23 protein-coding genes and 1 pseudogene are annotated in these 25333 nt (G+C 64.5%); 13 read left to right on the forward strand and 11 right to left on the reverse strand.

All coding sequences use genetic code 11. The features are described 5' to 3' along the window. From Q3C01_RS30485 to mtaB, 3 genes are all read left to right on the forward strand, one after another. Nucleotides 1-465, forward strand: a 465-nt coding sequence (locus Q3C01_RS30485; RefSeq protein WP_458148993.1) for a hypothetical protein, incomplete at its 5' end; no start/stop codon positions are given. Between the two features lie 72 nt (nucleotides 466-537). Beyond that, complete coding sequence (gene dapF, locus Q3C01_RS30490; RefSeq protein ID WP_458148994.1) at nucleotides 538-1410, forward strand: diaminopimelate epimerase; 873 nt, start codon at nucleotides 538-540, stop codon at nucleotides 1408-1410. Then, nucleotides 1410-2663 carry a tRNA (N(6)-L-threonylcarbamoyladenosine(37)-C(2))-methylthiotransferase MtaB gene (gene mtaB / locus Q3C01_RS30495; RefSeq protein WP_458148995.1) on the forward strand — a complete coding sequence of 418 codons (1254 nt, stop codon included), beginning with the start codon at nucleotides 1410-1412 and terminating at the stop codon, nucleotides 2661-2663. Before dapF ends, mtaB begins: the two co-directional genes overlap by 1 nt. A 207-nt stretch (nucleotides 2664-2870) precedes the next feature. Here mtaB and Q3C01_RS30500 read toward each other — a convergent pair whose 3' ends face one another. Together Q3C01_RS30500 and Q3C01_RS30505 are read right to left on the reverse strand one after the other, a co-directional pair. Then, nucleotides 2871-3980: a DUF2336 domain-containing protein gene (locus Q3C01_RS30500; RefSeq protein ID WP_458148996.1), complete on the reverse strand. Its 1110-nt coding sequence runs from the start codon at nucleotides 3978-3980 to the stop codon at nucleotides 2871-2873. Between the two features lie 277 nt (nucleotides 3981-4257). Beyond that, nucleotides 4258-4923 (reverse strand): RluA family pseudouridine synthase, encoded by a 666-nt coding sequence (locus Q3C01_RS30505; RefSeq protein ID WP_458148997.1) that lies wholly within the window; start codon nucleotides 4921-4923, stop codon nucleotides 4258-4260. A gap of 93 nt (nucleotides 4924-5016) precedes the next feature. On the opposite strand from Q3C01_RS30505, the gene ftsY reads away from it, so the two are divergent. After that, complete coding sequence (ftsY, locus tag Q3C01_RS30510) at nucleotides 5017-5961, forward strand: signal recognition particle-docking protein FtsY (protein WP_458148998.1); 945 nt, start codon at nucleotides 5017-5019, stop codon at nucleotides 5959-5961. A gap of 1 nt (nucleotide 5962) precedes the next feature. After that, nucleotides 5963-6565, forward strand: a complete 603-nt coding sequence (locus Q3C01_RS30515; RefSeq protein WP_458148999.1) for a septation protein A — start codon at nucleotides 5963-5965, stop codon at nucleotides 6563-6565. Nucleotides 6566-6740: 175 nt separating this feature from the next. On the opposite strand, the pseudogene Q3C01_RS30520 reads toward Q3C01_RS30515, so the two are convergent. The 5 genes and pseudogenes from Q3C01_RS30520 to ccmA form a co-directional block, all read right to left on the reverse strand. After that, nucleotides 6741-7169: pseudogene (locus Q3C01_RS30520) on the reverse strand (DsbE family thiol:disulfide interchange protein); the annotation flags it as partial. Continuing rightward, nucleotides 7133-7312: a heme exporter protein CcmD gene (ccmD, locus tag Q3C01_RS30525; protein WP_458149000.1), complete on the reverse strand. Its 180-nt coding sequence runs from the start codon at nucleotides 7310-7312 to the stop codon at nucleotides 7133-7135. The gene ccmD and the pseudogene Q3C01_RS30520, both read right to left, overlap by 37 nt. 1 nt (nucleotide 7313) lies before the next feature. Continuing rightward, the gene (locus tag Q3C01_RS30530; RefSeq protein ID WP_458149001.1) at nucleotides 7314-8099 is read right to left on the reverse strand and encodes a heme ABC transporter permease; all 786 of its coding nucleotides are present in this window, start codon (nucleotides 8097-8099) and stop codon (nucleotides 7314-7316) included. 77 nt (nucleotides 8100-8176) lie between these two features. Beyond that, a complete protein-coding gene (gene ccmB / locus Q3C01_RS30535) occupies nucleotides 8177-8845 on the reverse strand; it encodes a heme exporter protein CcmB (RefSeq protein WP_458149002.1) in 669 nt (222 codons plus the stop codon). 304 nt (nucleotides 8846-9149) lie between these two features. Further along, nucleotides 9150-9752, reverse strand: coding sequence for a heme ABC exporter ATP-binding protein CcmA (ccmA, locus tag Q3C01_RS30540; RefSeq protein ID WP_458149003.1), 603 nt, complete (start codon nucleotides 9750-9752; stop codon nucleotides 9150-9152). Nucleotides 9753-10021: 269 nt separating this feature from the next. Between ccmA and acnA the strand changes: the two genes are divergently transcribed. The 3 genes from acnA (at nucleotide 10022) to Q3C01_RS30555 (ending at nucleotide 14742) form a co-directional block, all read left to right on the forward strand. Further along, the gene (gene acnA, locus Q3C01_RS30545) at nucleotides 10022-12742 is read left to right on the forward strand and encodes an aconitate hydratase AcnA (protein ID WP_458149004.1); all 2721 of its coding nucleotides are present in this window, start codon (nucleotides 10022-10024) and stop codon (nucleotides 12740-12742) included. 237 nt (nucleotides 12743-12979) lie between these two features. After that, nucleotides 12980-13768 (forward strand): DUF1223 domain-containing protein, encoded by a 789-nt coding sequence (locus tag Q3C01_RS30550; protein ID WP_458149005.1) that lies wholly within the window; start codon nucleotides 12980-12982, stop codon nucleotides 13766-13768. A gap of 602 nt (nucleotides 13769-14370) precedes the next feature. Continuing rightward, the gene (locus tag Q3C01_RS30555) at nucleotides 14371-14742 is read left to right on the forward strand and encodes a DUF2794 domain-containing protein (RefSeq protein ID WP_458149006.1); all 372 of its coding nucleotides are present in this window, start codon (nucleotides 14371-14373) and stop codon (nucleotides 14740-14742) included. Nucleotides 14743-14854: 112 nt separating this feature from the next. Here Q3C01_RS30555 and Q3C01_RS30560 read toward each other — a convergent pair whose 3' ends face one another. The 4 genes from Q3C01_RS30560 to Q3C01_RS30575 all read right to left on the reverse strand — a co-directional run bounded on the left by Q3C01_RS30560 (nucleotide 14855) and on the right by Q3C01_RS30575 (nucleotide 19987). Further along, nucleotides 14855-15385, reverse strand: a complete 531-nt coding sequence (locus tag Q3C01_RS30560; RefSeq protein WP_458149007.1) for a GNAT family N-acetyltransferase — start codon at nucleotides 15383-15385, stop codon at nucleotides 14855-14857. A 210-nt stretch (nucleotides 15386-15595) separates the two neighbouring features. Next, nucleotides 15596-16387 carry a Bax inhibitor-1/YccA family protein gene (locus Q3C01_RS30565; protein WP_458149008.1) on the reverse strand — a complete coding sequence of 264 codons (792 nt, stop codon included), beginning with the start codon at nucleotides 16385-16387 and terminating at the stop codon, nucleotides 15596-15598. Nucleotides 16388-16667: 280 nt separating this feature from the next. Then, nucleotides 16668-19268 carry an ABC transporter permease gene (locus Q3C01_RS30570; RefSeq protein WP_458149009.1) on the reverse strand — a complete coding sequence of 867 codons (2601 nt, stop codon included), beginning with the start codon at nucleotides 19266-19268 and terminating at the stop codon, nucleotides 16668-16670. Beyond that, the gene (locus tag Q3C01_RS30575) at nucleotides 19265-19987 is read right to left on the reverse strand and encodes an ABC transporter ATP-binding protein (protein WP_458149010.1); all 723 of its coding nucleotides are present in this window, start codon (nucleotides 19985-19987) and stop codon (nucleotides 19265-19267) included. The genes Q3C01_RS30570 and Q3C01_RS30575 overlap by 4 nt, the downstream gene beginning before the upstream one ends. Before the next feature lie 55 nt (nucleotides 19988-20042). On the opposite strand from Q3C01_RS30575, the gene Q3C01_RS30580 reads away from it, so the two are divergent. The 5 genes from Q3C01_RS30580 to sucC all read left to right on the forward strand — a co-directional run bounded on the left by Q3C01_RS30580 (nucleotide 20043) and on the right by sucC (nucleotide 25333). Beyond that, nucleotides 20043-20678 carry an arylesterase gene (locus Q3C01_RS30580; protein WP_458149060.1) on the forward strand — a complete coding sequence of 212 codons (636 nt, stop codon included), beginning with the start codon at nucleotides 20043-20045 and terminating at the stop codon, nucleotides 20676-20678. A 173-nt stretch (nucleotides 20679-20851) separates the two neighbouring features. Then, nucleotides 20852-21388, forward strand: coding sequence for an RNA 2',3'-cyclic phosphodiesterase (thpR, locus tag Q3C01_RS30585; protein ID WP_458149011.1), 537 nt, complete (start codon nucleotides 20852-20854; stop codon nucleotides 21386-21388). 142 nt (nucleotides 21389-21530) lie between these two features. Further along, a complete protein-coding gene (zapE, locus tag Q3C01_RS30590; protein WP_458149012.1) occupies nucleotides 21531-22718 on the forward strand; it encodes a cell division protein ZapE in 1188 nt (395 codons plus the stop codon). A 252-nt stretch (nucleotides 22719-22970) separates the two neighbouring features. After that, complete coding sequence (gene mdh, locus Q3C01_RS30595) at nucleotides 22971-23939, forward strand: malate dehydrogenase (protein WP_458149013.1); 969 nt, start codon at nucleotides 22971-22973, stop codon at nucleotides 23937-23939. 197 nt (nucleotides 23940-24136) lie between these two features. Next, nucleotides 24137-25333, forward strand: a complete 1197-nt coding sequence (gene sucC / locus Q3C01_RS30600; protein WP_458149014.1) for an ADP-forming succinate--CoA ligase subunit beta — start codon at nucleotides 24137-24139, stop codon at nucleotides 25331-25333.

The following is a 25333-nucleotide window of genomic DNA, read 5'->3' on the forward strand; positions in this document are numbered from 1 at the left end:
CACGAATACGCAGCGGCTGCGATCTCGGAGCTGCCGTTGAGCGACGACAGGGAAGTCCGTCTCGCTGGGGTACGCAGGTACATGGAGGGCTATCGCCGCATGGCGACTCGAGTCCGGGCCGAGGGGGAGGCGCTGGCCGCCGGAGCCGGCGATGGGGACGTCGCAGGTGAGGGCGATGCGCTGGCGGCCGGGGAGGGCGAGGCCGACGGAGCCGGCGTGGGGTTCACGGAGGCTGCCGGTGCCGGGGTCGGCGATTGCGCGAACGCGCCGGAGAGGCAGAGGGTAATGGCGGCTGCCGGGATCACCGCGGCCAAAAACGGACGGAAAAAGCTCGTCATTACGTGTCTCCCCAAGGCAAGTAAGCTCTTGCCCGCATTTCTTGTACCAAGTGCGCGTCCCGGTTCGCGCGAACGCGCCTATCTAACACGCATGGCCCAAATTCGTCCCATGACAGATGCGTCATAGGGCACACGCTGCAAATGACTGGCCAACCGTGCCATGATCGCCATATAAGGCAGGCGAAATTCAGGACATTTCATGAGCGCGCTCGCCAATCACGCATTTGCCAAGATGAACGGCATCGGCAACGAGATCGTCGTTGTCGACATGCGGGATTCGGCCGCCTCGGTCACGCCGGATGACGCGCGCGCGGTCGCCTCCGCGAAGGGCGTGCCCTACGACCAGCTCATGGTGCTCCAGAAGCCGCGGCTCGACGGCACCGAGGCCTTCATTCGCATCTACAACAATGACGGCTCGGAGGCCGGCGCCTGCGGTAATGGCATGCGCTGCGTGGTGCGGCGTATTTTTGAAAAGACCGGGCAGACCGCCGCGACGTTCGAGACCGCCGCGGGGCTTTTGAACTGCTGGCAGGGATCTACCCCCGATCTCTATACCGTCGATATGGGCGCACCGAAATTCGGCTGGCAGGACATTCCGCTGGCGGAGGAGTTTCGCGACACCCGTTACATCGAGTTGCAGATCGGGCCGATCGACAAGCCGATCCTGCATTCGCCGTCCGCGGTGAGCATGGGCAACCCGCACGCGGTCTTCTGGGTCGACGACGTCAACGCCTATGACCTCGGACGTTTTGGTCCGCTGCTCGAAAACCATCCGATCTTCCCCGAGCGCGCCAACATCACGCTCGCCCACATCGTCGATCGCGATCACATCACGATCCGCACCTGGGAGCGCGGTGCGGGCCTCACCAAGGCTTGCGGGTCGGCGGCTTGCGCGACGGCAGTGGCCGCGGCGCGGTTGAAGCGCGCCAACCGCAGCGTCGAGATCACGCTGCCCGGCGGCAAGCTCGGCATCGAATGGCGCGAGCGCGACGATCACGTGCTGATGACGGGCACGGCGACCTTCGAATATGAAGGCAATTTCGATCCGGCGCTGTTCGCCTCGGTCGCCTGATGGGCGTCGAGGTCCTGACCTTCGGCTGCCGCCTCAACGCCTTCGAGGCCGAGGTGATCCGCCGCGAGGCGGAGGGGGCGGGGCTCTCGGACACCATCGTCATCAATAGCTGTGCGGTCACCAATGAGGCGGTGGCGCAGGCGCGGCAGTCGATCCGCAAATTGAAGCGCGAGCGGCCCAGTGCGCGCATCGTCGTTACCGGCTGCGCGGCGCAGACGCAAAGCGAGATGTTCGCTGATATGGCCGAGGTCGATCGCGTCGTCGGCAATGACGACAAGATGCACGCCATGGCCTGGCGCGAGGCGCGTGCCGCGTTCGATATCGGCGCGAATGACAAGATCGCGGTCAGCGACATCATGGCGGTGAAGGCTATGGCGCCGCATCTGATCGACGGCTTTGCGAGCGGTCTGCCGCGGGTCTTCGTGCAGGTGCAGAACGGCTGCGATCATCGCTGCACCTTCTGCATCATCCCGTTCGGCCGCGGCAATTCGCGCTCGGTGCCGATGGGCGCGGTGGTCGAGCAGGTGCGCGCGCTAGCCGAGCGCGGCCATGCCGAGATCGTGCTGACCGGCGTCGACCTCACGAGCTACGGCGCCGACCTGCCGGGCGCGCCAAAGCTCGGCATGTTGACGAAGCAGATCTTGCGGCATGTGCCGGAGCTGAAGCGCCTGCGCATCTCATCGATCGATTCGATCGAGGCAGATAGCGACCTGCTCGACGCCATCGCCGACGATGCGCGGCTGATGCCGCATCTGCATCTGTCGCTGCAATCCGGCGACGACATGATTTTGAAGCGGATGAAGCGGCGGCATTCGCGCTCGGACGCAATTGCATTCTGCGAGCAGGTGCGCCGCCTGCGGCCCGACATCGCGCTCGGCGCCGACATCATCGCGGGCTTTCCGACCGAGACGGAAGAGATGTTTGCGCGCTCGCGCGATCTCGTCGAGGAATGCGGTCTTACCTTCCTGCACGTCTTCCCCTATTCGCCGCGCCCCGGCACCCCGGCCGCGCGGATGCCGCAGGTCGCGGGCGTGGCCATCAAGGATCGCGCGAAACGCCTGCGTGCGGCCGGCGAAGCGGCATTGCAGCGCCGGCTACAGGCTGAGGTCGGCGCGACCCGCGAGGTGCTGATCGAAAGCGACGGCCAGGGCCGCACGGAGCATTATCTGCCGGTAGTGGTCGCGCGGGCAGAGGTGGGAAGCGTCGTGCCGCTCAGGATTGGCGGTGAGGATGGCGAGCGGCTCACCACATGATCGCTGTCGTCCCCCGGCTTGCCGCCTTCGCTGAAGCTTCGGCGGGCCTGAGTTCGCGAGCCTCGTCGAAGCCTTGGCGGAGACGGGACCGGGCGACCCAGTACGCCGCAGTTCCTCCGTATCCCACCACTGTCGCTGGAATACTGGATCACCCGCTTTCGGGTGATGACACCGTGAGTTTGGCGATAGCGCGCGCCCCTTGTTCGCTTACGACGCCCGCACCTGCCAGAACCTGAGCGTGCGCCTTGCGTTTTCCGGCGTCATCCTCGCGAAATGGCCTTTGGCCTTGGCGAGGTCGGCGGGCTTCATCGTGCCGGTGGCGTAGCGGCTTTCCAGCACGGCGCTGGTCGTTTCCCAGCTCAGCAGCGCCGCGCGGCAGGGCACCAGCAGGCCGTCATCGCGCAGGCTCTGCATCAGGGGCCGGATGACCTCGACGGTGGACTCGGACAATGCTGCGAGCGCAGCGACGGTTTCCTCATAGCGCCGCTGCAGGGCAAAGCCGCGCAGCGTTGCCTCGTTGAGCTGGCCGGTTTCCTTGAGCTTTGCGACAGCGCGCTTGGCGCCAACGAAATCACGGATCCCCGACATCTCGCGATCGACGCCGGTGGCGACGCTTGCGATTGCGTTCTGGATCTCCTCGAACAGATGCGGCGGGGCGCGCGACAACAGGCGCGTGCGAACCGCGTCCGTCGCCGAGCGCAGCAGCTCTCGGCGCAGGTCCGAGGGCAGATCGACGCGCACGCCCACGCTCACGGTCAGTTCGGGGTCCTGTTCGGCCTGTCCGACGATGACGGCAAAGCCGCTCGCGGACAGCCGGGCACCGGGATTGGCGGCAAGCCGCCGGCTGACGCTCGGATAGCGGCGCGCCAGCAGCGCGTCGGTGACGATTTCCTTCAGCCACCAGCGTCCGGCGACCGCGAGCAGATGCTGCTCGCCCTTGGTGGCCGCAATGTTGAGCAATTCGGCCTCGTCGAGGCGCGCCGATTCCTGAAGCACCGGGCCGGCGATCCTGATCTCGTCATTGCCGGCAAGGCGGCGGATTACCGATGGCGGCGCTTGCGCGATCGGTGCAAGCTGCGCGCTGATCTCGGCGAGCGCGACGCGCGCGCCCATGTCGGCGATCGAGCGCAGCTCGATGGTCTTGATCAGCCGCCCGAGCACGTCGTCGAACAGTGCGATCTGCTCGTCATTGAAGCTGCCGGCGGAGGACAGGAACAGGTCGGTGACGCGCCGCGCCGTTTCCAGGCGCTTCTCGTCCGAGCCGGCGCGAATCGCACCCTCGACTTCGGCGATGATCGATGGCTGGGCCTGCGGCATGAAGCGTTGCTCGTCCTGAGCCGGTTCGAAGAAGCTTGTTCTAAGCAACCGTTATCATTAGAGGCGAGCACTGAACGTTTCGTAAACCATCGAGAAGGTGGCGGCGCGGTGCTTCAGCGAGAGGCCGCCGCGGAGGAACTAACGCTCCCTCTCCCGCTTGCGGGAGAGGGCTGGGGAAGGGTGTTTCCGCAACCGAGAACCCCCAAGAGGAGAAAGCCCTCACCCGCGCCTTTGGCGCGACCTCTCCCGCAAGCGGGAGAGGTGAACGACAGCGGCGCTATTCCCCGTTCCAGCCGCAGGTCCTGAGCCGGTCCTGTATGTGCGGCGGCGCCGGTGCGACCACGCGCACTGGCTCCTTGTTGCGGGAGATCGGGACCACGATTTCGCGCGAATGCAGATGCAGCCGTGGCTCGCCGAAGCGCGGGCCATTGCCGTAGATGTTGTCGCCGACGATCGGCCAGCCCTGCGCCGCGCAATGCACCCGCAATTGATGGGTGCGGCCGGTAACCGGTTCCATGGCGACCCAGGTCAGGCCCTCGCCCCGGCCCATCACCTTCCAGTTGGTGATCGCCTTCTGGCCTTCCGGGTCCGGCTTCTGCCACCAGCCGCGCTCGGCATTGAGGCGGCCGAGCGGCAGGTCAATGGTGCCTTCGTCCTCGGCCGGCCCGCCCTCGACCACGGCCCAATAGGTCTTGCCGATCTTGCCGTGCTTGAACAGCAGGCCGAGCGAAGCGGTCGCCTTGCGATGGCGCCCAAGCACGAGGCAGCCGGAAGTGTCCTTGTCCAGCCGGTGGGCGAGCACCGGCGGTCGTGGCAGGCCGAATCGCAGCGCATCGAACGAGGCTTCCAGGTTCGCTCCGCCCTTCGGGCCGCGATGCACGGGAAGGCCGGCCGGCTTGTCGATCACCAGCATCAACCCGTCGCGGTGAAGCACGCGCGCCATGATTTCGTCTGATGTCAGTTCGGGAACATCGAGCAATATCAGGACTTTCGTTGAAGACTTTCGTTTAGGAGCCGGAACGGCTAACACGCCACCATGAACGATACCACTGACACCCCCAAACTGAGCTGGTGGCGCCGCCTGTCCAACGGGCTGAAGCGCACGTCGGCCTCGCTCGGGACCGCGGTCGCCGACCTCGTCACCAAGCGCAAGCTCGACCGCGTCATGCTCGACGACATCGAGGACGTGCTGCTGCGCGCCGACCTCGGCACCGAGGTTTCGGTGCGCATCGCGGACGCGGTCGGTGCGGGGCGCTATGACAAGGCGATCTCGGCGGACGAGGTGAAGGACGTCGTCGCCACCGAGGTCGAGAAGGTGCTGGTTCCGGTCGCCAGGGCGCTCGAGATCGATGCAGCGAAAAAGCCCTTCGTCATCCTCGTGGTCGGCGTCAACGGCTCCGGTAAGACCACGACCATCGGCAAGCTGTCCGCGAAATTCGCCTCCGAAGGCCGCAAGGTGATGCTGGCGGCCGGCGACACGTTTCGCGCAGCCGCAATCGAGCAGCTCAAGGTCTGGGGCGAGCGCACCAGGACGCCGGTCATATCGGGCGCGCAAGGCTCGGATTCGGCAAGCCTCGCCTTCAATGCGCTGACGGCCGCGAAGGAGCAGGCGATCGACGTGCTCCTGATCGATACCGCAGGCCGCTTGCAGAACAAGTCCGAGCTGATGAACGAGCTCGAAAAGGTCGTGCGCGTGATCCGCAAGGTCGATGCCTCGGCGCCGCATGCAGTGCTGCTGGTCCTGGATGCCACCGTAGGCCAGAACGCGCTGTCACAGGTCGAGGCATTCCACCGCACGGCCGGTGTTACGGGCCTGGTGATGACGAAGCTCGACGGCACCGCGCGCGGCGGCATTCTGGTGGCGCTTGCCGAGAAATTCAAACTGCCGGTGCATTTCATCGGCGTCGGCGAAGGCGTCGACGATCTCGCGCCGTTCACCGCGCGCGATTTCGCCCGCGCGATCGCCGGAATTGAGAGTTGAAATGGACAAGTCCCAGCCGCATCCGCTGTTCAAGCTGGCAACCGAGCTCGGCCCGCTGCTCGTGTTTTTCTTCGTGAATTCGAGGTTCAATCTGTTCGCCGCGACCGGCGCCTTCATGGTCGCGATCGTCGCGGCGATAATCGCCTCCTATATGGTGACGCGCCACGTGCCGATCATGGCGCTGGTCACCGGCGCGATCGTGCTGGTGTTCGGCACGCTGACGCTGGTGCTGCACGACGAGACCTTCATCAAGGTCAAGCCGACCATCATCTACGGCCTGTTCGCAGCGGTGCTCGGCGGCGGGCTGCTGTTCGGTCGCTCCTTCATCGCCATCATGTTCGATCAGATGTTCAACCTGACGCCACAGGGCTGGCGCATCCTGACCTTCCGCTGGGCGCTGTTCTTCGCCGGCATGGCGGTACTCAACGAAATCGTCTGGCGCACCCAGACCACGGACTTCTGGGTCAACTTCAAGGTTTTCGGCGTGACGCCGCTGACGATGATCTTTGCCATCGCGCAGATGCCGCTGACCAAGCGCTATCACATCGCACCGGTGTCGCTGGAAGCGAGCGAGGCCGAAGCAGGAGATGTGCGGAAGGGGTGATGTCTCTCCACGACGTGGATTGAAGCGCACGCCGTACACTCGACTGTCATCGCCCGACTTGATCGGCGATCCAGTACTCCGAGACGTCCGTGATGAAGCGATAAGCCGCGGCGTACTGGATGTCCCGGTCAAGCCGGGGCATGACGGCGGTATGCGGGCTGGCACCGATGACGCGTCAGCTTCCCACCTTCAACGCCTTCTCGATCTGCGGCAGCAGCACCGTTTGCAGATTCTCCGGCGTGATCGGTCCGACCAGCTTGTAGACGATCTTGCCTTCGCGTCCGACGACGAAGGTCTCGGGCACGCCGTAGACGCCCCATTCGATCGAGGCGCGGCCGTTGGTATCAGTGCCGACGACGCCGAATGGATTGCCGTAGCGGCCGAGGAAGCGCCGCGCATTGTCGGGCGTATCCTTGTAGTTGATGCCGACGAGCTGGAAGCGCTTGTCCTTGGCTAGCTCTGTCAAGAGCGGCGCCTCGTCGTGACAGGGCACGCACCAGGATGCCCAGACGTTGACCAGGCTGACCTTGCCCATGAACTGTCTCTTATACACATCCGAGTGCTCGCTCATCGCAGCTCCGTCGCGCTGCGGCCCGAGCGGCGGGTGACGCCGCTTCTGTCCAGCTCACGCAGACGCGCTGCCTGGTTGCGATAATCGATCATGATCCAGCCGATCAGGATCGCCACCACGATGGCTACCGCGAGATAGGACGTCACGATGAAGGACGCGTACGGGCCGAGCGACATGTTATGCGGCCCCAGCTTCTTTTTTTTCTTCACGCGAACTGGCGCTCAACTCGCTCGAAAACGCTATGCGGCTCGCCTGCATCATTTGCAGGGAGCGGACGCGGCGGCGCAATATCTCGTTGCGCATTGCCGCCAGATGCAGCGTGACGAATAAAAGCGTGAACGCGACCGCCATCACGAGCAGCGGAATCAGGAACGATTTGTCGAGCGTCGAACCGCCCATGCGCATCACCGAGGCTGGCTGGTGTAGCGTGTTCCACCAGTCGACCGAGAACTTGATGATCGGCAGGTTGATCGCGCCGACCAGCGTCAGCACCGCTGCGGCACGCGCCGCGCGCGAGGGATCGTCCACTGCGCGCCACAGCGCCATCAGGCCGAGATACATCAGGAACAGGATCAGCACCGAGGTCAGCCGGGCGTCCCATTCCCAATAGGTGCCCCACATCGGCCGGCCCCATAGCGAGCCGGTCAGCAACGCGAGGAAGGTGAAGGCGGCGCCGATGGGCGCGGCCGCTTTCGCGGCGACGTCGGCGAGCGGATGCCGCCACACCAGCGTGCCGAGCGATGCCACGCTCATCACGCCCCAGACGAACATCGACAGCCAGGCATTTGGCACGTGGATGAACATGATTTTCACGGTGGCACCCTGCTGATAGTCGTCGGGCGCCAGCGCCGATTGATAGAGGCCCAGCGCGAGCAGAATCAGGGTCGCCCCCGCAAGCCACGGCAGCACGCGCGCCGTCAGCGCAAGGAACCGCGAGGGGTTGGCAAGGTCGATCAGTGTCATGGTCACCTGATAATCATGGCGAGGGGCCGCAGGCAATCAGCACGAAAGTGCGAAGCGAAAGTTGATCGGGGTCAAGATCAGTCGAGTCCGTGCCGGAGGCTTGCGGCGGCCGCAAAGGGGCCGATGACCAGGCTGACGAGCGACAGCGCGCACAGGATCGAAAATGGCGCGCCGAATGACATTGGTCCGACGATCGCCGCCTGCGAGGCCGCGACCCCGAAGATCAGCACCGGAATCGACAGCGGCAGCACGAGAACGGCCATCAACAGACCGCCGCGATGTAGCGTCACCGCCAGCGCAGCGCCGATCATGCCGGTGAAGGTCAGCGCCGGTGTTCCCGCCAGCAGCGTCAGGGCCACCGCGCCGGTTGCAACCATGTCGAGATTGAGCAGCAGCCCCAGCACGGGGGTTGCGACGATCAGCGGCAGGCCGGCGGCCAGCCAATGCGCCAGCGCCTTGGCGGCGCAGGCGAGTTCCAGTGGCGTCCGGCTCATCGTGATCAGGTCGAGCGAGCCATCCTCATGGTCGGCCATGAAGAGACGGTCGAGGGTGAGCAGGCTCGCCAGCAGCGCGCCCAGCCACAGGATTGCCGGCCCCAGCCGCGACAACAGCGCCAGATCCGGCCCCACCGCAAACGGCATCAGCACCACGACGGTCAGGAAAAACAGCACCCCGATGAGCGCCCCGCCGCCAACGCGCAGCGCAATCCGGACGTCGCGACGAATCAGGGCGGAGAGGGCGGTCATGGGGTGTCCCCGATTGTGTGCCGATGGGCATCTCGCTCCAGCCCCCCGGCCGGTGCGCTCCCTCCCCCCTTGTGGGGGAAGGCGGGGGAGGGGGGTAGCCCCGGGAGGGATGCTTGTTGAGAGCGGACCGCCAGCAGCAGGGTCCCTGCCTCCCCAACACCAGAACCGAAACGCCCTGCCGTGCGGCACCCCCCTCCCTGACCGTCCCCCGCAAGGGGGGAGGCAACGGAGAGAGTGGAGCCCGGCCTCGAAGAAGACAGGAAGCAGTCGGAGCGCGAGCAGGAAAGCTGAGGCTGGTCGTATCTCACGCCGCACCCCCGATCCGCAGCTCCTGCGAGCCGATCCCCAGCGGCATGTGGGTGGCGGCGATGATCATTCCCCCGCGCTCGAGGTGCTGTCGCATCAACCCGCAGAACATGTCCTGGCCAGCGACGTCGAGCGCGGTGGTCGGTTCGTCCAGCAGCCAGACCGGGCGGCGGACCGTCAGCAGGCGGGCGAGCGACAGGCGGCGGCGCTGGCCGGCGGAGAGGAAAGCGGCCGGCAGATGGGTGGCGTGGTCGAGGCCGACGGTTGACAGGCTCTCGGCCCCGTCGAAGCGCTCGCCGCCCAGAAAATCGGCCCAGAATGAGAGGTTTTCCGCCACGCTAAGCGCCGGCTTCAGCGCGTCGCGGTGGCCCAGATAGTGGCATTGCTCGGCCAAGCTCAGCTCGGCATCGCCGCCGGAGAGCTCGATCTTGCCCCCGGCCGGAACCAGCAGCCCCGCGATCAGCCGCAGCAGCGAGGTCTTGCCGGAGCCGTTGCGTCCCACGACCGCGAGCGCCTCGCCAGAGGCGACCACAAAATCGAGGTCGGCAAACACCTCGCGGCCACCCCGCACGCATCTGATGCCACGCCCTGAGAGCTGCATGTCGCCTCTTACATCCACGCTCTCGAGCGGGCCCCCACCGACATCTTCAAGAAGAGCCCACCTTCAGAAAATCTTGGGGTAGCGCATCAGAATTTGTGGCTCCCGGATTGCCGCGGCACGATCGTCCTTGTGGCGGTGCGGTTAGAAAGCTTCTATAAGCCCGGAACTTGATGCAGCACTCCACTCGCTCCTGCAAGCGACCCAGCCGGATTTGCTGACGGTGTTAAAGTACCCTGTGCCGGGTATAACTAACAATTGGGATTTCCTACATGACCTCGCTCGACAGCTTCAAATGCAAAAAGACCCTCAAGGTCGGCGCCAAGACCTATGTCTATTACAGCCTGCCGACTGCCGAGAAGAATGGTCTGAAGGGGATTTCGAAGCTCCCCTATTCGATGAAGGTCCTGCTTGAGAACCTGCTGCGTAACGAGGATGGCCGTTCGGTCAAGAAAGAGGACATCGTCGCGGTATCCAAATGGCTGCGCAAGAAGTCGCTGGAGCATGAGATCGCCTTCCGCCCGGCGCGCGTCTTGATGCAAGACTTCACCGGCGTTCCGGCCGTGGTCGACCTCGCCGCGATGCGCAACGCGATGCAGAAGCTCGGCGGCGATGCCGAGAAGATCAATCCGCTGGTGCCGGTCGATCTCGTCATCGACCATTCGGTCATCGTGAACTTCTTCGGCGACAACAAGGCTTTCGCCAAGAACGTCACCGAGGAATACAAGCAGAATCAGGAGCGTTACGAGTTCCTGAAGTGGGGCCAGAAGGCGTTCTCGAATTTCTCCGTCGTCCCGCCCGGCACCGGCATCTGCCACCAGGTCAATCTCGAATATCTGGCCCAGACCGTCTGGACCAAGAAGGAGAAGATGACGGTCGGCAAGAAGACCGGCACGTTCGAGGTCGCCTATCCCGATTCGCTGGTCGGCACCGATTCCCACACCACCATGGTCAACGGCCTCGCCGTGCTCGGCTGGGGCGTCGGCGGCATCGAGGCGGAAGCCTGCATGCTCGGCCAGCCGCTGTCGATGCTGCTGCCGAACGTGGTCGGCTTCAAGCTGAAAGGCTCGCTGAAGGAAGGCGTCACCGCGACCGATCTCGTGCTGACGGTCACGCAGATGCTGCGCAAGCTCGGCGTCGTCGGCAAGTTCGTCGAATTCTTCGGTCCCGGTCTCGATAACCTCTCGGTCGCGGACAAGGCCACGATCGGCAACATGGCGCCCGAATACGGCGCGACCTGCGGCTTCTTCCCGGTCGATGCCGCCGCGATCGATTACCTCAAGACCTCGGGCCGCGCGGCACCGCGCGTTGCGCTGGTGCAGGCCTATGCCAAGGCGCAGGGCCTGTTCCGGACCGCCAAGTCGGCGGATCCGGTGTTCACGGAGACGCTGACGCTCGATCTCGGCGACGTCGTCCCCTCAATGGCCGGACCGAAGCGTCCCGAAGGCCGCATCGCGCTGCCCTCCGTGTCGGAAGGCTTCTCGCTGGCGATGGCCAACGAGTACAAGAAGGGCGATGACGCCGAGAAGCGCTATGCGGTCGAGGGCAAGAACTTCGAGCTCGGTCATGGCGACGTCGTGATCGCGGCGATCACCTCCTGCACCAACACCTCAAATCCGAGCGTGCTGATCGGCGCGGGTCTGCTGGCACGCAATGCGGCCAAGAAGGGCCTGAAGGCAAAACCCTGGGTGAAGACCTCGCTCGCGCCGGGCAGCCAGGTCGTCGCCGAATATCTCGCCAACTCGGGCCTGCAGGCCGATCTCGACAAGGTCGGCTTCAACCTGGTCGGCTTCGGCTGCACCACCTGTATCGGCAATTCCGGTCCGCTGCCGGAAGAGATCTCGAAGTCGATCAACGACAACGGCATCGTCGCGGCCGCCGTGCTCTCCGGCAACCGCAACTTCGAAGGCCGCGTCTCGCCGGACGTGCAGGCGAACTATCTCGCCTCGCCGCCGCTGGTCGTCGCCCACGCGCTCGCGGGCAGCGTGACGAAGAACCTCGCCACCGAGCCGCTCGGCGAAGGCAAGGACGGCAAGCCGGTGTACCTCAAGGACATCTGGCCGACGACGAAGGAGATCAACGCCTTCATGAAGAAATTCGTGACCGCGTCGATCTTCAAGAAGAAGTATGCCGACGTGTTCAAGGGCGACACCAACTGGCGCAAGATCAAGACGGTCGAGAGCGAGACCTATCGCTGGAACATGAGCTCGACCTATGTCCAGAACCCGCCCTACTTCGAAGGCATGAAGAAGGAGCCGGAGCCGGTCACCGATATCGTCGAGGCGCGCATCCTCGCCATGTTCGGCGACAAGATCACCACCGACCACATCTCCCCGGCAGGCTCGATCAAGCTGACCTCTCCGGCCGGCAAGTATCTCAGCGAACACCAGGTGCGCCCCGCCGACTTCAACCAGTACGGCACGCGGCGCGGCAATCATGAAGTGATGATGCGCGGCACCTTCGCCAACATTCGCATCAAGAACTTCATGCTCAAGGGCGCCGACGGCAACATTCCGGAAGGCGGTCTCACCAAGCACTGGCCCGACGGCGAGCAGATGTCGATCTATGACGCCGCGATGAGGTATCAGCAGGAGAACGTGCCGCTGGTCGTGTTCGCCGGCGCCGAGTACGGCAACGGCTCCTCGCGCGACTGGGCGGCGAAGGGCACGCGTCTGCTCGGTGTTCGCGCCGTGGTCTGCCAGAGCTTCGAGCGTATCCATCGTTCCAACCTGGTCGGCATGGGCGTGCTGCCGCTGACCTTCGAGGAAGGCACTTCCTGGCAGTCGCTTGGTCTGAAGGGCGACGAGAAGGTCACGCTGCGCGGCCTCGTCGGCGACCTCAAGCCGCGCCAGAAGCTGACCGCCGAGATCGTCTCGGCCGACGGCTCGCTGCAGCGCGTTTCGCTGCTCTGCCGCATCGATACGCTGGACGAGCTCGACTACTATCGCAACGGCGGTATCCTGCACTATGTGCTGCGCAAACTCGCGGCGTAAGCGCGGACTTGTGAACGATGGCTCACTGCGAAGTGAGTAGAACGTTAAGCGAAGGCGGCCTATCAAAGGCCGCCTTTGTTCGTTTGCGGTATGTTCCAGATGGGCTCGTCCGGCGAAAGATCTTCGTCTCGGATGATGCGGAGCGCACTGCACGCGCAGGATTTGTCCGTAAGACTACGGTGACCAATCGGCGATAAGTTTTCCCCTCGACATCAGCCAAGGTGTGCGGCGTTCAACATGACAATGATGGCCTCTAATCTGATTTCGCGATGGTCCGGTGCGATCTGGTCAGGTGCGATCTGGTCAAGTGCACTTGGTGTCTGCGCAATCATCGCGGTCATCCGTCCCGCCCACGCCGATCCCCGCGCGGTCGTCGAGCTCTTCACCTCGCAGGGCTGCTCGTCCTGTCCGCCCGCCGACAAGATCATCGGCGAGCTTTCCAACGATCCCTCGATCATCGCGCTGAGCATGCCGATCGACTACTGGGATTATCTCGGCTGGAAGGACACGCTGGCGGATTCACGGTTCTCGGCGCGGCAGCGCGCCTATTCGCGGATGCGCGGCGACCGCGAGGTCTACACGCCCCAGGTGGTGGTCAACGGCTCGGCGCATGTCATCGGTAGCGACCGCGCCGGCATCGAAAGCGCGATCGCAAAGACCAGCAAGGCCGACACGGTGATGAGCGTGCCGGTGTCGATGTCGCTCGCAGGCAAGCAGCTCAACGTCTCAGTGGCGGCGAGCAAGGAGGCAGCGGTCTCGCATGGCGAGGTCTGGATCTGCTCGATCACCAAGGCGGTGCCGATCTCGATCGGCCGCGGCGAAAATCGCGGGCAGCAGATCACTTACCACAACGTGGTGCGCAACCTGCTGAAGGTCGGTGACTGGAACGGCGCTCCGGAAAGCTGGACCGTGCCGCTGGAGAACCTCACGCGTGACGGCGTCGATGGCGCGGTCGTCTATGTCCAGGATGGCAGCCGCGAGAAGCCGGGCCCGATGCTGGGCGCAGCGTACACGTCGCTGCATTGATCGCTGGATCAAAGTCTCTCATCCCTACCAGATACGTATCCGCTCTCGATCCTCATGGTGAGGAGGCGCGCAGCGCCGTCTAGCGGACGATGCTTAGCATCGCGGCGAGAACCTGCAGGCCCACGCTCGGGCAACTCGGGCTCGATCCTTCGAGACGCTAGCTGCGCAGGCTCCTTAGCGAATCTTCGGCGGGGAGAAGTGCGTCGGCAGAAACATCCCCACACAAACAAAAAAGGACCAACTCGCGTTGGTCCTCCTTCGTGCGAACAGGCCCGATCCCGACGACCCCGGGGGGCTGGGGGCTGAGGAATCCGGAACCGAAAGGACCGGGCCAACGCACACGAATCTTTTCGCAGTGCAGGGCGGCAGGCGCTGGGCGGAAAAGCGGCGAGACTAAGATTATTGCTAACGATCGCGTGACGGTATGCCGCGACCGAGCTCCACAGCCGGAAGGTGTATTTGCAATGCGATCTGGAGCCGTGCGGGTAGGTGCCCCTTGCGGCCGGCCGCGGTTGGCGCAATCATACAACTGTCATGATCCGGGGTGCCGGGACGGTTTTTGCGGCCGCCGGTCATGCATTTGAAGCGACAGGAGGCGCTCCATGAGTCTGATGTCGGAGGATGCCGATCCGAGCGAGCAGCGCGCAGTGGCGCGAGGCGCCGCTGCGAGTTCCCAGCCTGGCCGGGTCACGTTCAACCGGCTCGAATTGCATCGCATCCTCAACCTCTACGGCCGCATGGTGGCCGACGGCGAGTGGCGTGACTATGCCATCGACTTCCTGAAAGACCGCGCCGTGTTCTCGGTCTATCGCCGCGCCTCCGAAGTGCCGCTCTATCGCATCGAGAAAGACCCACGGCTCGCCCGCAAGCAGGGCATGTACAGCGTGATCTCGGCGACCGGTCTGATCCTGCGTCGCGGCCATGAGCTCGAGCGCGTGCTGCTGGCGATCGACCGCAAGCTCGCGGTGGTTTAACCACTAGCTCAGTGCCGTAGGGTGGGCAAAGCGAAGCGTGCCCACCGCTTCTGTTTCCGTGGATGGATGGTGGGCACGGCGCAAGCGCCTTTGCCCACCCTACGAGAGTTCCCTACTTCGTCGGCACGCTCGTTGCGCCCTCGCCGAGGTCGCGCTGCATCATCACCGTATCCAGCCAGCGGCCGAACTTCAGGCCGACACTGGGATGCGTGCCGATCATCTTGAAGCCGGCGCGGGTGTGCACGCCGATCGAGCCGGCATTGGCGGAATCGCCGATCACGGCGATCATCTGGCGGAAGCCGCGCGCCTCGCATTCGACGATCAGCCGATGCAACAGCGCCGAGCCGATGCCGCGGCGATGGAACGAGGGCTCGAGATAGATCGAGTTCTCGACCGTGAAGCGATAGGCGGGCCGCGGCCGGTAGGCGCTGGCATAGGCGTAGCCGGCGATGCGGCCATCGAGCATGGCGACGAAATAGGGGTAGCCGCCGTCCGTCAGCGCCTTGTAGCGGCGCGTCATCTCGGCAAGGTCGGGCGGTTCGAGCTCGAAGGTCGCCGTGCCCTTGCGGACGGCGTGCTCGTAAATGGCGGTGATGGCGGGAAGGTCGGCCTCGGTTGTGGGCCTGATTTCAAGTGCAGACATGGGAGGCGAGGATAGCAGCGGCCCCGCTACGGGCAACGAGTGTTTCCGCATACGTCATGGCCGGGCTTGTCCCGGCCATCCACGGCCTTTCTTGCTCGCGGTCGGAAAGCTCGTGGATGCCCGGGACAAGCCCGGGCATGACGGAGAGACTGCCAAACAAAAAACCCGGCCTTGCGGCCGGGGCTCTTGTCGTTCCCTCAGGCTGATCGCCTAGTCGCGCTGGCCGAGGAGCTGCAGCAGCAGCGTGAACAGGTTGATGAAGTTCAAATACAGCGACAGCGCACCGGTAATCGCCGCGCGTTCGGCAATGTCACCGCCGGCCGAGGCGTAGCCGTAGATGTAGTCGTTCTTCAGCCTCTGGGTGTCCCAGGCGGTGAGGCCCGCGAACACCAGCACGCCGGCCACCGACACGATGAACTGCAGCGCCGAGCTCGCCAGGAACAGGTTGACGAGGCTTGCGATGATGATGCCGATCAGGCCCATGAACAGGAACGATCCCATCCCGGTCATGTCACGCTTGGTGGTGTAGCCGTAGAGGCTCAGCGCGCCGAAGGTGGCGGCGGTGATGAAGAACACCCGTACGATCGAGGTGTGCGTGAACACCAGGAAGATCGAGGACAACGAGATGCCCATCAGCGCCGAGAACACCCAGAACAGGATCTGGGCGGTCGAGGGGGCCAGGCGGTTGATGCCGGCCGAGATCACGAACACCATGGCAAGCGGTGCCAGGATGAACAGCCATTTCAGCGGGCTCACGAACATCGCGTAGCCGAACGGCGTCAGGAACGCATTGCCGATCTTGGCGGCGGCGCCCGACGGGTCATTGGTCACGGCCGCCATGTAGACACCGAGTGCGGCAAGGCCGGTGATGGCCAGGCCGATGCTCATGTAATTGTAGATGCGCAGCATGTATGCGCGCAGGCCGGCATCGACTGTCGCGGCGTCGACACGCCCGGCGGCCCTGCCGAAAGGAGAAGCATAGTTGCGGTCTAGGTCCGACATGGTCGAATTCCCGTTGGTTGGCCGGCCGGCACAAGGGTTGATGCCGCCGGGTCGTCAAAATTCTATCCCGGATACCGATGCCTGCCGACATTAATTTTGGCTAACAATCGGGGATCCGGACCCACTCGATATGTGGGAAACTAGCACATTCGCTGCAAGCGTTCACGCGCGGCTGAATGTCGCCATGGGCGCAGGTCTGAGGCGCAAGTCTGACGTGTGGACGTGGTTAACCCTGAAAATCCGGGGATTGGGGTACCGCGCCGCCGCCCGCTTCAATTTGTCACAAATTCCGCAACACCGTGGCGGGCTTTTGGTTCAACGCCAGCAGCGTGCCGGCAAGCCCGAGCCCTACCGTGACGACGAGCGCGGAGGCGACCACGCCGGCCGCGCTGCCGGCCTGCCAGACGAAGCTCAGCGTCATCAGCCGGGTCACGATCATCCAGGCCGCGATGCTGCCGGCGATGACGCCGAACACTGCGGTGGCAAGCCCGATCAGGAGATATTCGAGCGCATAGGCGCCGAGCAGCCGCAGTCGCGTTGCACCCAGCGTCTTCAGGATGACGGCGTCATAAACCCGGTGGCGATGCCCGGCGGCGAGCGCGCCACCCAGCACGAGAATGGCGGAAATCAACGTCACCGCGCTGGCGCCGCGGATCGCGAGCGTGAGATTGGTGACGACCGAACCGATCGTCTCCATGACCTCGCGGACCCGCACGCTCGTCACCATCGGATAGGCGTCGGCGACCTGCTTGATGATCCTGCCGTCGCCGGCCGCATCGCCGCCCTGTTCGGTCAGCGTCGCGATGTGGGTATGCGGCGCGCCCTTGAAGGCATTGGGCGAGAACACCAGAACGAAATTGATGCCGAGCCCCTGCCAATCGATGTTGCGCAGGTTGGAGATTTTTGCGGGAATGTCGCGGCCGAGCACGTTGACGACGACCTCGTCGCCGAGCTTGAGCCCGAGCCCGTCGGCGATTTTCTTCTCCATCGAGACCAGCGGGGGGCCGGAATAGTCGGCGTTCCACCATTCGCCCTCGACCACCTTGGAGCCCTTCGGCAGCTCGCTGGTGTAGGTCAGGCCGCGGTCGCTTTGCAGCACCCATTCGGCATCGGTCGCGGGCTTCAGCTCCTCGGCCTTGACGCCGCGCGCGGCGACGATGCGACCGCGCAGCATCGGCACGTCCTCAACTCTTGCCCCCGGTGCGATCTGGCGCAGATAGCCGTCGAACTGCTCGGCTTGAGCGCTCGGGATGTCGATGAAGTAGAAGGATGGCGCCCGGTCCGGCAGCGCCGCGAGAAACTGCCGGCGCAGATTGCCGTCGATCTGGGTGATGGTGACCAGCACGGCGAGCCCCAGCCCCAGCGACAGCACCACGGACGGCGTCAGCGCGCCCGGACGGTGGATGTTGGCGATCGCAAGCCGCAGCATCGGCAGCCGCGTGCGCGGCAATCGCCGCGCGATCGTCATCAGGAGACCGGCAATGCCGCGCAGCACCGCAAACACCACGACGGACGAGAGCACGAATACCGTGGCGATGCGCTTGTCGAAGGACAGCCCGATCACGACCGCGACGAGAAGTGCGACCACCACGACCATGAAGGCGAGATAGCGCCAGCGCGGCCGGTGCCATTCGGCGCTGATCGTGTCGCGAAACAGCGCGGCCACTGGTACGTCATGGACGCGCCCGAGCGGCCACAGGCCGAAGGCGAGCGCGGTGAGCAAGCCATAGACGAGGGAGAGCGCCAGCTCGTCGGCATGCACGGCCGGAATCACCGGCAGCGGCAACAGCTTTCCGAACAGGCCGACGATGGCGAAGGGGAGCGCTGCGCCGAGGGCGAGCCCGATCACCGAGCCGATCCCGGCGAGCAGGATGACCTGCGCGAAATAAATCCCGAACACGTCGCGTCCGGTGGCGCCGACGGCCTTGAACGCTGCGATGACCTCGAGCCGGCGGTCGATATGGCTCTTCACGGCATTGGCGACGCCGACACCTCCGACCAAAAGTGCGGCGAGGCCGACCAGCGTCAGGAACTGGGTGAAGCGGCTGATATTGCGCTCGAGCTGCGGCGATGCATTGGAGCGGCTGCGGATCTCCCAGCCGGCCTGCGGCGCCGCGTTGCGGGCGTCGCTGATGAAGGCCTCGGTCGCGCGCTCGCTGTTGGCGCTGTCAGGCAGTTTGACGCGATAGACCCAGCGCACCAGGCTGCCCGGCTGGATCAGGCCGGTGGCGCGCAAGGCTTCCTCGCTGATCAGGAAGCGCGGGCCAAAGCCGATGCCGCCGGCGAGCTTGTCGGGCTCGGCCTCGACCGCGCTGCGGATCTGGAAGGTCGCGTTGCCGATGGTGACGCGGTCGCCGTTCTTGAGGGAAAGCCGCGCCAGCAGCGTCGGATCTGCGGCGGCACCGAACGCGCCATCGCGCTCCACTAGAAGATCGGACAGCGGCAGAGGCGGCGTCAGCGTCAACTGGCCGAGCATCGGATAATTGTCGTCGACCGCCTTCATCTCGACCAGCGCGAGCTTGCCGTCGGCCGCGCGCGCCATGCCACGCAAGGTCGCGGCCACCGACACCGTGCCGCGCGAACGCAGGAAAGCGATCTCCTCGGGCTTTGCCTCGCGCTGGAACAGCACGAACGAGACGTCGCCGCCGAGCAGCGTGCGGCCCTCGCGCGCGAGGCCCTCGCTGAGACTCGCCGCGACCGAGCCGACACCGGCAATCGCCATGACGCCGAGCGCGATGCAGGCGATGAAGACGTAAAAGCCGCGCAGGCCTCCGCGCAGTTCGCGCAGCGCATAGCGCAGCGACAGCGCGGCCGCGCCACTTCGCGCGAACGGTTTTGGCGCGACCGGTTTTGGCGCGAACGGTTCAGCGGCGATGCTCATGGCTGGGAATACTGCGTATCGATGCGCCCGGAGCGCAGGCGGATCACGCGGTCGCAGCGATGTGCGAGCGAGGAATCATGGGTCACCAGCACCAGCGTCATGCCGCGTTCGGCATGCTTGCCGAAGATGAGATCGACGATCTGCTTTCCCGTCGCTTCGTCGAGATTGCCGGTGGGCTCGTCGGCGACCAGGATCGCGGGGTCCGGCGCCAGCGCGCGGGCGAGCGCGACACGCTGCTGCTCGCCGCCCGAGAGTTGCGAGGGATAGTGATGCAGGCGATCGCCGAGCCCGACCGATTGCAGCTCCTGCGCGGCGCGCTTGGCCGCATCCGGATTGCCGGCGAGCTCGAGCGGCACCGCGACATTCTCAAGCGCCGTCATGGTCGGGATCAGATGAAAGGATTGGAAGACGATGCCGACCTCGCGGCCGCGGAAGCGGGCGAGCGCGTCCTCGTCGAGGGCATTGAAAGGCGTGCCGCTGACCACCACCTCTCCGCTATCAGGACGCTCCAACCCCGCCATCACCATCAGCAGCGTGGATTTGCCCGAACCTGACGGGCCGATCAGGCCGATCGCTTCACTACGGCCGACCCGAAGGCTGATATCCTTGAGAATGTGAACGCGTGCCGCGCCCGTGCCCAGTGAGAGATTGACGTTGGTGATGGAGATGGTGTCCGGCGACGTGCCGGCCAGCGAAGAGGATTCGATGCGACTGTCCATGGTCCGGTCATATGGCAAGTCCGCGCACGCGGTCGAGAGGCGTTACGGATTGTTCATGCACATAGCCGTGTTGATGGTCGCTTTGATGACGGGGATTGCCGGCGCCAGCGCGCAGACCAAATCGCCGGTCAAGCTCGTCGTGCTCGGCGATTCCCTGAGCGCCGGCCTCGGCCTTCAAGGTCAGGACGCATTTCCCATGAGGCTCCAAAAAGCCTTGAAGGACAAAGGTATAGCCGTCGACATGATCAATGCCGGGGTGTCCGGCGACACCTCGTCCGGCGGCCGCGACCGGCTCGACTGGTCGGTGCCGGAGGGAACCGAGGGGGTCATCGTCGAGCTCGGGGCCAACGATGCGCTGCGCGGGCTCGACCCCGACGTCACGCGCGCCGCGCTCAGCGACATCGTGGCGCGGCTGAAGGCGCGCGGCGTCGCCGTGATGCTGTGCGGCATGCTGGCGCCGCCGAATTACGGGGCCGACTATGCCGCGCGCTTCAATTCGATTTATCCGGATCTGGCGAAAAAATTCGACGTGCCGCTGTATCCGTTCTTCCTCGACGGTGTCGCGGCCGACGCCAAGCTCAACCAGGCCGACGGCATTCATCCCACCGCTGCGGGTGTCGACATCATCGTCAAGAACATGATGCCCACCGTCGAGGCATTCCTTGGCACGATAGGCGGGCAACGGCGTTGAAAAGCAGGCAATACTAACCCTAATTCCCAGGGTTTTCCCGGAGTAGCCAGCGCTACGCTTCGCAGAGTCACATAACTGCGATAGGAATCAGGTTACCGGTGATTCGTCACCGGCTCTAATTTGGACATGGGCCTTTTTCAAGGCGCATGTCCAAGCATCGGGAGTGCTCAACGATGCCACGCTTGTTTACTGGTCTGGAAATTCCGGCCGAGGTCGGTCAGACACTTTCCAACTTGCGGGGCGGCCTTCCCGGCGCCCGCTGGATCGATCCCGAAAATTATCACGTCACGCTGCGCTTCATCGGCGATATCGACGGCCCCTCCGCCAACGAGATCGCCTCGCTGCTGTTTCGCGTCGACCGCAAGCCGTTCGAGGTGAAGGTGCAGGGGCTCACGAGCTTCGGCGGCCGCAAGCCGCGCGCGGTGGTCGCAACCATCGCGCCGAGCAAGCCGCTGATGGAATTGCAGGCCGAGCTCGAGCGGATGATGCAGCGCATCGGCCTCGATCCGGAAGGGCGCAAGTTCATTCCGCACGTCACGCTGGCGCGGCTGCACGACGCCTCGGACCAGGACGTCGCCGATTATCTCTCGCTGCGCGGTTACTTTCCGAGCAAGGTGTTCACGGCCGAACGTTTCGTGCTGTTCTCCTCACGCGCATCCACCGGCGGCGGACCGTACGTCGTCGAGGATTCCTACGACCTGTGCGCGTAGGCGGTCGACGCCGCCGGAAGCCTTCGTCGACGCTGGCATTCCAGAATACGGCGCCTTAACGGCGCCGTGACCCCACCAGCGCATACCCCCTGGCACCAATTCTCGGCTTGCATTTTCGGCCGGTCTCTGGCGGTAAGGGGCGATGCTCTCGACCCCCAATTCATCGTTCCGAAGCGAATACCAGGCGCTGGTCTCCTCCGGCGCGATCGAGCCCGATGCGGCCCAGGCCGAGGTCGCGGAGGCCTACGCGGCGCTGGATCAGCGGCTTCAAAACTACAAGCCCTCGCGCAAGCAGGGGCTGCTCGGCCGACTGTTCGGCGGCGGCGAGAAGGACGATGCGCCGCGCGGGCTCTACATCCATGGCGAGGTCGGGCGCGGCAAGACCATGCTGATGGATCTGTTCTTTCAGCACTCCTCCGTCGCGCACAAGCGCCGCGCGCATTTCCACGAATTCATGGCCGAGGTGCATGAGCGGATCTACGGCTATCGCCAGAACATCGCGCGCGGCGAGATCGCCGACGGCGATGTCATCGCGCTGACTGCGCATGCGATCTTCGAGGAGAGCTGGCTGCTCTGCTTCGACGAGTTCCACGTCACCGACATCGCGGATGCGATGATCCTGGGCAGGCTGTTCGCAAAACTGTTCGAGCTCGGCACGGTGGTGGTCGCGACGTCGAACGTCGCGCCCGACGATCTCTACAAGGGCGGGCTCAATCGCGCGCTGTTCCTTCCGTTCATCGCGCAGATCAACGATCACATGGACGTGCTGCGGCTCGATGCGCGCACCGACTTCCGGCTGGAAAAACTTCAGGGCGTGAAGATGTGGCTCGTGCCGGCCGATGCCGACGCCGATGCCGCGCTCGACCGCGCCTGGGCGAAGATGACCGGCCATGCCAAATGCAAGTCGCGCGACATTTCGATCAAGGGTCGCATCCTGCACGTGCCGTGCTCGGCGCACGGCGTGGCCCGGTTCTCGTTCGCCGATCTCTGCGAGAAGCCGCTCGGCGCATCCGACTACCTGCGGCTCGCGCACGACTATCACACCATCCTGGTCGACCATATTCCAGTGATGGACTTCGCCGAGCGCAACGCCGCCAAGCGCTTCATCACGCTGATCGACACGCTCTATGACAATGCCGTGAAGCTGATGGCCTCGGCCAAGGCCAATCCGGTGTCGCTGTATCTGGCCAACGAAGGCAACGAGGCGAACGAGTTCAAGCGCACGTCCTCGCGCCTGATCGAGATGAGCTCGGAATCCTATCTGGCGCAGCCGCACGGCCGTAAGGATTCCACCGCCAGCGGCTCTACCAAGGGCCTGGTGGAGACTTAAGTCCTATTTTCCAACACCGTCATTCCAGGGCGCGCGTCAGCGCGAACCCGGAATCCCGCGCGCCACAACTTCGAGATTCCGGGTTCGCCCGCGCGATGGCGCGGGCGCCCCGGAATGACAGCGTTATCGTTGCGCGCCCCAATTCTCGGCAAGCCCGACAATTGAGCACTCGGCGACTTGAACGGGGGAGGCGAAAGGGATAACCACCCGTCTCAGTTTTCCCCTCCTTACGTGTCTAAAGGACAGGTTCACATGGCGCGCGACAAGATTGCTTTGATTGGCTCCGGTCAGATCGGCGGAACGTTGGCTCATCTCATCGGCCTGAAAGAACTCGGCGACGTGGTGATGTTCGACATCGCCGAGGGCGTGCCGCAGGGCAAGGCGCTCGACATCGCGCAGTCTTCGCCGGTCGACGGTTTTGACGCGCATTACACCGGCGCGAACTCCTACGAGGCGCTCGACAACGCAAAAGTCTGCATCGTCACCGCCGGCGTGCCGCGCAAGCCCGGCATGAGCCGTGACGACCTTCTCTCCATCAACCTCAAGGTCATGGAGCAGGTCGGTGCCGGCATCAAGAAGTACGCCCCCGACGCCTTCGTCATCTGCATCACCAACCCGCTCGACGCCATGGTCTGGGCGCTCCAGAAGGCCTCGGGGCTGCCGCACAAGAAGGTCGTCGGCATGGCCGGCGTGCTGGATTCGGCGCGCTTCCGCTACTTCCTGGCCGATGAGTTCAACGTCTCCGTCGAAGACGTCACCGCCTTCGTGCTCGGCGGCCACGGCGACACCATGGTGCCGCTGGTGAAGTATTCGACCGTCGCCGGCATTCCGCTGCCCGACCTCGTCAAGATGGGCTGGACCTCGCAGGCGCGTCTCGACGAGATCGTCGATCGTACCCGCAATGGCGGCGCCGAGATCGTCAACCTGCTGAAGACCGGCTCGGCCTTCTATGCGCCGGCGGCGTCCGCGATCGCGATGGCCGAGAGCTATCTGAAGGACAAGAAGCGCGTGCTGCCCTGCGCCGCGTACCTCAATGGCGAATACGCCGTGAAGGACATGTATGTCGGCGTGCCCGTCGTGATCGGCTCCAAGGGCGTCGAGCGTGTCGTCGAGATCGAGCTCGCCGGCAAGGACCGCGAGGCCTTCGACAAGTCGGTCGGTGCGGTGTCCGGCCTGATCGACGCCTGCAAGAAGATCGCGCCCGACCTTCTGGGCCGCTGATCGGAAAGAAATCTCGCCGAGGATCGGACCCGATCCTCGGCGCTTTCATGTCCGGAGCCCCCGTCGGGAGGGTTTTCGGGTCCGGCAGTCCAGAGTCCAAAAGATTTCGGGTTGCAGTTGTTCTGGTATATGGTATGCCAGAGAGAATTAGAGGTGAACCCCCGAGGTCACCACGCGCGGGTTCAGGGAGCGACCAGATGAATATCCACGAGTACCAGGCCAAGGCGCTTTTGAACGAGTTCGGCGTGCCGATCTCCAAGGGCGTTCCGGTCCTGAAAGCGGCTGATGCAGAAGCGGCGGCAAAGGCTCTCCCGGGCCCGGTCTGGGTGGTGAAGAGCCAGATCCATGCCGGTGGCCGCGGCAAGGGCAAGTTCAAGGAAGCCTCAGCCGGCGAGAAGGGCGGCGTCCGCATTGCCAAATCGGCCACTGAAGTTGCCGAATTCGCCAGGCAGATGCTCGGCGCCACGCTCGTGACGGTGCAGACGGGACCTGCCGGCAAGCAGGTCAACCGCCTCTACATCGAGGACGGCTCCGACATCGACAAGGAGTTCTATCTTTCGATCCTGGTCGACCGCGAGACCTCGCGCGTCTCCTTCGTGGTGTCGACCGAAGGCGGCGTCAACATCGAGGACGTTGCGCACAACACGCCTGAGAAGATCGTTACCTTCTCGGTCGATCCGGCGACCGGCATCATGGGCCATCACGGCCGCACCGTTGCCAAGGCGCTGAACCTGTCCGGCGATCTCGCCAAGCAGGCCGAAAAGCTCACCGCGCAGCTCTTTGCCGCGTTCGTCGCCAAGGACATGTCGATGCTGGAGATCAACCCACTGGTCGTAACCAAGCAGGGCCAGCTCCGCGTGCTCGACGCCAAGGTCTCGTTCGACGACAACGCGCTGTTCCGTCATCCCGAAGTGGTGGCGCTGCGCGACGAGACCGAAGAGGACGCCAAGGAGATCGAGGCCTCGAAATACGATCTCAACTACGTCACGCTCGACGGCAATATCGGCTGCATGGTCAACGGAGCCGGCCTTGCCATGGCGACCATGGACATCATCAAGCTCTACGGCATGGCGCCGGCCAACTTCCTCGACGTCGGCGGCAGCGCGAGCAAGGAAAAGGTTGCCGCCGCCTTCAAGATCATCACCGCCGACCCGAACGTGAAGGGCATTCTGGTCAACATCTTCGGTGGTATCATGAAGTGTGACGTGATCGCCGAAGGCGTCACCGCCGCGGTGCGCGAAGTCGGCCTCAGCGTCCCGCTGGTGGTCCGCCTCGAAGGCACCAATGTCGAGCTCGGCAAGAAGATCATCCGTGAATCTGGCCTGAACGTCGTGCCGGCCGACAATCTCGATGACGCCGCGCAGAAGATCGTGAAGGCCGTCAAGGGAGGCTAG

The sequence above is a fragment of the Bradyrhizobium sp. UFLA05-109 genome (assembly GCF_054185165.1).

Bases quoted from the DNA above. Each gene is read 5' to 3' on its own strand.
- dapF (WP_458148994.1), top strand. From the start codon at position 538: ATGAGCGCGCTCGCCAATCACGCATTTGCCAAGATGAACGGCATCGGC.
- mtaB (WP_458148995.1), top strand. From the start codon at position 1,410: ATGGGCGTCGAGGTCCTGACCTTCGGCTGCCGCCTCAACGCCTTCGAG.
- Q3C01_RS30500 (WP_458148996.1), bottom strand. From the start codon at position 3,980: ATGCCGCAGGCCCAGCCATCGATCATCGCCGAAGTCGAGGGTGCGATT.
- Q3C01_RS30505 (WP_458148997.1), bottom strand. From the start codon at position 4,923: ATGGCGCGCGTGCTTCACCGCGACGGGTTGATGCTGGTGATCGACAAG.
- ftsY (WP_458148998.1), top strand. From the start codon at position 5,017: ATGAACGATACCACTGACACCCCCAAACTGAGCTGGTGGCGCCGCCTG.
- Q3C01_RS30515 (WP_458148999.1), top strand. From the start codon at position 5,963: ATGGACAAGTCCCAGCCGCATCCGCTGTTCAAGCTGGCAACCGAGCTC.
- ccmD (WP_458149000.1), bottom strand. From the start codon at position 7,312: ATGTCGCTCGGCCCGTACGCGTCCTTCATCGTGACGTCCTATCTCGCG.
- Q3C01_RS30530 (WP_458149001.1), bottom strand. From the start codon at position 8,099: ATGACACTGATCGACCTTGCCAACCCCTCGCGGTTCCTTGCGCTGACG.
- ccmB (WP_458149002.1), bottom strand. From the start codon at position 8,845: ATGACCGCCCTCTCCGCCCTGATTCGTCGCGACGTCCGGATTGCGCTG.
- ccmA (WP_458149003.1), bottom strand. From the start codon at position 9,752: ATGCAGCTCTCAGGGCGTGGCATCAGATGCGTGCGGGGTGGCCGCGAG.
- acnA (WP_458149004.1), top strand. From the start codon at position 10,022: ATGACCTCGCTCGACAGCTTCAAATGCAAAAAGACCCTCAAGGTCGGC.
- Q3C01_RS30550 (WP_458149005.1), top strand. From the start codon at position 12,980: ATGACAATGATGGCCTCTAATCTGATTTCGCGATGGTCCGGTGCGATC.
- Q3C01_RS30555 (WP_458149006.1), top strand. From the start codon at position 14,371: ATGAGTCTGATGTCGGAGGATGCCGATCCGAGCGAGCAGCGCGCAGTG.
- Q3C01_RS30560 (WP_458149007.1), bottom strand. From the start codon at position 15,385: ATGTCTGCACTTGAAATCAGGCCCACAACCGAGGCCGACCTTCCCGCC.
- Q3C01_RS30565 (WP_458149008.1), bottom strand. From the start codon at position 16,387: ATGTCGGACCTAGACCGCAACTATGCTTCTCCTTTCGGCAGGGCCGCC.
- Q3C01_RS30570 (WP_458149009.1), bottom strand. From the start codon at position 19,268: ATGAGCATCGCCGCTGAACCGTTCGCGCCAAAACCGGTCGCGCCAAAA.
- Q3C01_RS30575 (WP_458149010.1), bottom strand. From the start codon at position 19,987: ATGGACAGTCGCATCGAATCCTCTTCGCTGGCCGGCACGTCGCCGGAC.
- Q3C01_RS30580 (WP_458149060.1), top strand. From the start codon at position 20,043: ATGCACATAGCCGTGTTGATGGTCGCTTTGATGACGGGGATTGCCGGC.
- thpR (WP_458149011.1), top strand. From the start codon at position 20,852: ATGCCACGCTTGTTTACTGGTCTGGAAATTCCGGCCGAGGTCGGTCAG.
- zapE (WP_458149012.1), top strand. From the start codon at position 21,531: ATGCTCTCGACCCCCAATTCATCGTTCCGAAGCGAATACCAGGCGCTG.
- mdh (WP_458149013.1), top strand. From the start codon at position 22,971: ATGGCGCGCGACAAGATTGCTTTGATTGGCTCCGGTCAGATCGGCGGA.
- sucC (WP_458149014.1), top strand. From the start codon at position 24,137: ATGAATATCCACGAGTACCAGGCCAAGGCGCTTTTGAACGAGTTCGGC.